The organism is Protofrankia sp. CiP1_Cm_nod3 (assembly GCF_982290655.1).
Map to the genome: position 1 here is coordinate 1 of NZ_CEVIVD010000063.1, position 5,756 is coordinate 5,756.

Below are 5,756 nucleotides of genomic sequence, written 5' to 3' on the forward strand. Positions count from 1 at the left end.
ACTCCGACGCCCCGGCCGAGCATGAGGCGATCACCGGCCGGCCGGGCAGCCACGCCCGGACCAGAGCGAACATCGCCGAGGCGGTCCGCCGGGAGATCCCGCTGCGGGTCGGCGTCATCGGCGTCGACGACGCCCAGCGCGTCGACCAGGCACGCGCGGACCTCGCGGCCCTCGGCGTCACCGACATCGGTTATGACCGGGTGCGGGCGTTCGGCCGCGGGGCTCCGGCGGTGGACGAGGCGGATACCTGCGGGCAGTGCGGGCACGGCACCGCCGCCATCGGCCCGGACGGTACGGTGTCACCATGTGTGTTCACCCGGCATGCGGTCGCTGGCAACGCCCGACGGGAACCGCTGCACAGCGTCCTTGACGGCGACGCCTTCCGGGCACAGGTGGCGCGGCTCGACCAGGCCCGCCGGCCCACGGAGACCACCGCCTGCATGCCCAACATGAAATGCACGCCGGATTCCAGATGCGTCCCGTCGTGCACGCCGATCTGTAGCCCCCTGCGAAAGGTACGCGAGTGAGGCGGCGATGGTTGCCGGTCCGCGTCGATGACTATGACGCCTGGCTGGCGGGAGTGTTCCTGGCCGCGACCGAGCGACTGGGCGTCGAACCGTGCACGCCCGCTACCAGCGTCGCGAACAGCATCAGCGGCCCGGTGCTCCACCAGGGCAAACGGGCATGGCTACGGGTCGCCCCGTTCCGCGAGGACGGGATGGACCGGGAGGCGTGGACGGGCATCCGCGACGCCGCCGCCCTGCGCGGCATCCACAAACCGACACTGTTGGACAGCGTGGAATGGACCCACACCCAGCCGGTGGACATCCCGGTGTGCGCCGACCTGATGACCCTGGCCCCCGACCCGGTCGCGGCGCCCGGCAGCCAGTACCTGGCCACACCCATCACCCTCGCCCCCCAATGGCTGAATGATCTACGTGCTTCCCTGGAGACGTTGGCCACCCACCCCACCGACCGGACCTTCTGGGTGGACAGCGCCGAACGGCACCGCTACCTGCTGCACGCCGTCTACGGCCGGCCGCTCCCGCCGGGGATCGCACCGACCTGGGGCAGCACCGAACACCTGGATCTGCATTGGGGCAACGTCACCATCCCCAACCTGATGATCCTCGACTGGGAACACTGGGGTACCGGCGTAGCCGGCTCCGGCGCCGCACGCCTGTACTGCACCGCCCTGGCCGCCCCCGAAACCGCCAAACAGATCTACACCACGTTCGCGGACGTGCTCGACAGCCCGTCGGGACGCTATGCGCTGCTGGTCGCCGCCGCCGACATCCTCGTCAACGTCGCCTACTACGAGGACACCGTCAACCTCTGCCCCGCCCTCCACCAGCTCGCCAGGAAGATCCTGGACCAGCCGGAGACGTTCTAGTTGATCGTGGAGGGCCGACCCAGAGGGAAAACCTTCTGATCTGCCCCGGGGCTGACATCTCCTTGACCTGCGAAGGAAAAGCCGATCATCTTGATGGGCTGGTGGTGGGACCTGGTGGGACGAGGACGCCGGGGTTGAGCAGGTTGGTGGGGTCGAGGGCGTGTTTGACGGCCGCGAGCACGGCCAGCTCCGTCGGTGAACGGGACAGGCCCATCCACGCCGTCTTCGCCCGTCCGACGCCGTGTTCGGCGCCGATGCTGCCGCCGTCGGCCGCGGCCCGGGTGAGGATCGCCGTGGCAAGCGCCTCCCGGCCGCTGGTGTCGCCGCGGTCCAGCCCGGTGACGTTGACGTGCAGGTTCGCCTCGGCGAGATGCCCCCACAGGTGCAGCCGGGCGGACGGCGCCACCGCCGGCACCAGGGCGCGCAGATCGTCGACGAAGGCGGAGATACGGGCGAGCGGGACGGCGACGTCCAGCTTGAGCGGGACGTCGAGCGCGTTCACCGCCGCCGTGTGCCCCTCCCGGTAGGCCCACAGGCGCTCCCGGTCCGTGGCGGTGGTGGCGACGACCGCGTCCAGCACGCCGGTGGCGGTCTCCACCGCCGCGGCGAGGTCGCCGGTCGGGTCGGTGGGCCCGACGCACTCCACCAGCAGGTACGGGGTGTCCGGCGGGAACGGCCGGCCGGGGAACGGGGCCGGCCGGCCCTGGTGGGCGCACACCAGGTCGACGCCGTCGCCGAAGACCAGCTCGACGGCGTCCAGGGAGGGCACCGTGGCCCGCAGGGTGGCGACGAGGCCGACCGCGGCGGGCAGGCCGGTCACGGCGAGCAGAGCGGCCGTACGCGCCGCGGGCAGCCCGACCAGCCGCAGCTGGACCTTCGTGATGACGCCCAGGGTGCCTTCGCTGCCGACGAACAGCGATGGCAGGTCGTAACCGACGTTGTCCTTGGGCAGGCCGGACAGCCGCCGCAGCACGCTGCCGTCGGCCAGCACCACCTCCAGCCCGGCCACCTGGCCGCGGGTCATCCCGTGGCGCAGCACCCGCTCGCCGCCGGCGTTGGACGCGGCGATGCCGCCGACGGTGGCCGAGCCGCGGGCGGCGAAGTCGACGCCGACGCCGTAGCCGGCCGCGCGCGTGTGCGCCTGGACGTCGGCGAGGGTCGCCCCGGCACCGGCCGTCACCAGCCCGGCGGCGGTGTCCACCGGCTCGAGCGCGGTGAGCCGGCGCAGGCTGAGCAGCACCGCCCCGGCCGCCGCGCCGGCCGGCACCGAACCGCCGACCAGGCCGGTGTTGCCGCCCTGGGGCACCACGGGCACGCCGTGCCGGGCGCAGATCCGCAGCACGGCGGCGACCTGTTCGGTCGTCGCGGGACGGGCCACGGCCGCGGCCCGCCCCCGGAAGGCGCCCGTCCAGTCGGTTTCGTAGCTCACGGTCACATCCGGGTCGGTGAGGACGTGGGCGGCGCCGAGCACGCCGACGAGATCTGTGATCAACACCCATCCATCATGCTGGGCCGTGCCGTCGGGTCCAGGCCCCGGGGCCTGCCGCGGGGGGCCGGTGGCGCTGGTGACCGTCAGCGACCAGTGCCGCCGGGCCCGCGCCCGGCCGGGCCGCCGCGTGCGACCTCCGCGACGCCGGCCGGGCAGGCCGCAGCCGGGAACGGACACCGATCGGGGGGGACCGGGCCGGGGAGACCGGGCCGGGGACATCCGCCTCCGGCGCTCTTCCGACGTCTCCGCGGTGCCGGCCGGTCCGGCATCAGCCGCCATCGGTCCGTATCGGTAGGTGGCGGCCGGCAGCGGTCGTGGCGTCGTCACGGTACGGCGTCGTACCACCAAGCTGTGTCACAAAGTTCATGTCGTGGACGAGCGGGCGTCCGCGCTGCCTCCCCGGGGCTTGGGACCGTGTTGTCGTGCGCGTCGCAGTGATCACCGAATCTTTTCTGCCGCACGTCGACGGCGTGACCAACTCGGTCTGCCGGGTGCTGGAGCATCTGCGGCACCGCGGCCACGAGGCGCTCGTCATCGCGCCCGCGGCCGGGACGCGTACGCCAGCGGCCTGCCCCGACGTCTACGCCGGTGCCCCGGTGCTGCGGGTGCCGTCGGTTCCGCTGCCAGGATATCCGGAGTTCCGGGTGGCGACGCCATGGCCCCGGCTGGTCGGCGTGCTCGCGGGCTTCCGGCCGGACGTCGTGCATCTGGCGGCCCCGGCGGGGCTGGGCGCGCAGTCCGCGTTCGCGGCCTGGCGGCTCGGGCTGCCGAGCGTGGCGGTGTACCAGACCGACTTCGCCGGCTTCGCCGCCCGCTACGGGCTCGCCCAGGCCGAACGGTCCATCTGGCGGTGGGTGGCCGCCGTCCACCGCCTCGCCGGGCGGACGCTCGCGCCGTCGTGGCCCGCGGTCGACATGCTGCTGCGCCAGGGCGTCCACCGGGTCGCCCGCTGGACGCGCGGGGTCGACCTGGAGCGGTTCCATCCACGCCACCGCGACCCGGCGCTGCGCCGCGGCCTCGCCCCGGGCGGGGAGGTGCTGGTCGGCTACGTCGGCCGGCTCGCCCGGGAGAAACGGGTGCACCTGCTCGGCGCCGTGCAGGACATCCCCGGGACGCGGCTGGTCGTCGTCGGTGACGGCCCGCTGCGGCCGGCGCTGCAACGCAGGCTGCCCCGGGCGGCCTTCCTGGGGTTCCGCTCCGGGGCGGAACTGGCGACGATCTTCGCGAGCCTGGACGTGTTCGTCCACACCGGCTCCCACGAGACGTTCTGCCAGGCCGCTCAGGAGGCCAAGGCCAGCGGTGTCCCGGTGGTGGCGCCGGCCGCGGGCGGCCTGCTCGACGTCGTCGACGACGGGCGCACCGGGCTGCACTTCACCCCGGACTCCCCGGCCGCGCTGGCCGGCCGCGTCACCGCCCTCGTCACCGACACCGGCCGGCGGACGGCCATGGGCCTCGCCGCCCGCCAGTCCGTCAGCGGCTGCGGGTGGGGCGCCATCGGGGACGAGCTGATCGGCCACTACCAGGACGTCCGCGGCCTGGGGACGGGGTACGGCGGCGGTGTGGCACCGCGGTCACGGGCCGTTCTCGCCCGCCGGACGGCGCGCTGCCACCACGGTGCCGACCGGGCCGGGACGTGTCACAACGAGGACGGGAGCACCCGGTGAAGATCGTCCAGGCGGCCAACTTCGTCGCGCCGCGCTCCGGTGGCATCCGCACGACGCTGCGGCACCTCGCCGCCGGGTACACCGCGGCCGGGCACGACGTCGTCCAGATCCTCCCCGGGGAACGCGACGGCGTCCGCCACACCCCGGACGCGACCGTGATCACCATGCGGGCGCCGCTGGTGCCCGGCACCGACTACCGGGTGCTGGCCGAGCCGTGGCGGGTCGCCCGGCTGCTGGCGGCCGAGGCGCCCGACCGGCTCGAGGTCCACGACCGGGCGACCCTGCGCCCGCTCGGCCGGTGGGCCCGCCGGGCCGGGGTGGGATCCGTCGTGGTCAGCCACGAACGCCTCGACCGGCTGCTGAACCTGTGGACGCCCCGCCCGCTGCGCGGGGTGCTGCCGGTGCGGGCCGCCGCCGACCGCTCCAACGCCGCGCTCGCGCGGTCGTTCGACACGGTGGTCGCCACCACCGCGTGGGCGGGCGAGGAGTTCCGCCGCGTCGGCGCCACCAACCTGCGGCGGATCCCCCTGGGGGTCGATCTCGACCGCTTCCGTCCCGACCGTTACGACACCTCGCTGCGGCGGGCCTTCGCCCGCGACAGCGAGGTGCTGCTGGTGCACGCCAGCCGGCTGTCGCCGGAGAAACGGGGCGACACCGCCGTGGACGCCCTGGCGGAGCTGGTCCGCCGCGGCGTCCCCGCCCGGCTGGTGATCGCCGGGGACGGCCCGAGCAGGGGGCGCCTGACCCGGCGCGCCGCCGGCCTTCCGGTGATCTTTCTTGGTTTCGTCGCGGACCGTGACCGGCTCGCCTCTCTGCTGGCGACCGCAGACGTGCTCCTCGCCCCCGGCCCGGTGGAGACGTTCGGACTGGCCGCGCTGGAGTCGATGGCCAGCGCGACCCCGGTCGTGGTCCACCACGGCAGCGCCCTGGCGGAGCTTGTCGTGCCCGGCGCCGGGGTCGTGGCCGCGGGCAGCGGCTGGACCTTCGCCGACGGCGTGGAGGATCTGCTCGCCCGCGACCCGTTCAGCCGCCGGCAGGCCGCGCGGGCCCGCGCGGAGCAGTTCCCGTGGCAGGTCACCGTCGACGGGTTCCTCGCCGCCCACGGGCTGGGCCCGGCCGCCGGACGCCCCGGCCAGCACCCCGCGCGACGGCAGCCCGCGGACGGACGTGACCGCGGCGCCGGCCGCGCCGCCTGACCGTGCCGTGGACA

At 74.8% G+C, this 5,756-nt stretch carries 5 protein-coding genes; 4 read left to right on the forward strand and 1 reads right to left on the reverse strand.

Annotation, left to right across the window (positions count from 1 at the left end; all coding sequences use genetic code 11):
- Together AC5LUJ_RS13735 and AC5LUJ_RS13740 are read left to right on the forward strand one after the other, a co-directional pair.
- Positions 1–527, forward strand: a 527-nt coding sequence (locus AC5LUJ_RS13735; protein ID WP_250290788.1) for an SPASM domain-containing protein, incomplete at its 5' end; no start/stop codon positions are given.
- The gene (locus AC5LUJ_RS13740; RefSeq protein WP_250290786.1) at positions 524–1,393 is read left to right on the forward strand and encodes a hypothetical protein; all 870 of its coding nucleotides are present in this window, start codon (positions 524–526) and stop codon (positions 1,391–1,393) included. The genes AC5LUJ_RS13735 and AC5LUJ_RS13740, both read left to right, overlap by 4 nt.
- Positions 1,394–1,478: 85 nt before the next feature.
- Here the strand turns inward: AC5LUJ_RS13740 and AC5LUJ_RS13745 are convergent, their stop codons facing one another.
- A complete protein-coding gene (locus tag AC5LUJ_RS13745) occupies positions 1,479–2,888 on the reverse strand; it encodes an FAD-binding oxidoreductase (protein WP_493465046.1) in 1,410 nt (469 codons plus the stop codon).
- 416 nt (positions 2,889–3,304) lie between these two features.
- On the opposite strand from AC5LUJ_RS13745, the gene AC5LUJ_RS13750 reads away from it, so the two are divergent.
- Both AC5LUJ_RS13750 and AC5LUJ_RS13755 read left to right on the forward strand, forming a co-directional pair.
- Positions 3,305–4,546 carry a glycosyltransferase family 4 protein gene (locus tag AC5LUJ_RS13750; RefSeq protein WP_250281908.1) on the forward strand — a complete coding sequence of 414 codons (1,242 nt, stop codon included), beginning with the start codon at positions 3,305–3,307 and terminating at the stop codon, positions 4,544–4,546.
- Positions 4,543–5,742 carry a glycosyltransferase gene (locus AC5LUJ_RS13755; RefSeq protein ID WP_250281910.1) on the forward strand — a complete coding sequence of 400 codons (1,200 nt, stop codon included), beginning with the start codon at positions 4,543–4,545 and terminating at the stop codon, positions 5,740–5,742. The genes AC5LUJ_RS13750 and AC5LUJ_RS13755 overlap by 4 nt, the downstream gene beginning before the upstream one ends.
- The last annotated feature ends 14 nt before the right edge of the window (positions 5,743–5,756 follow it).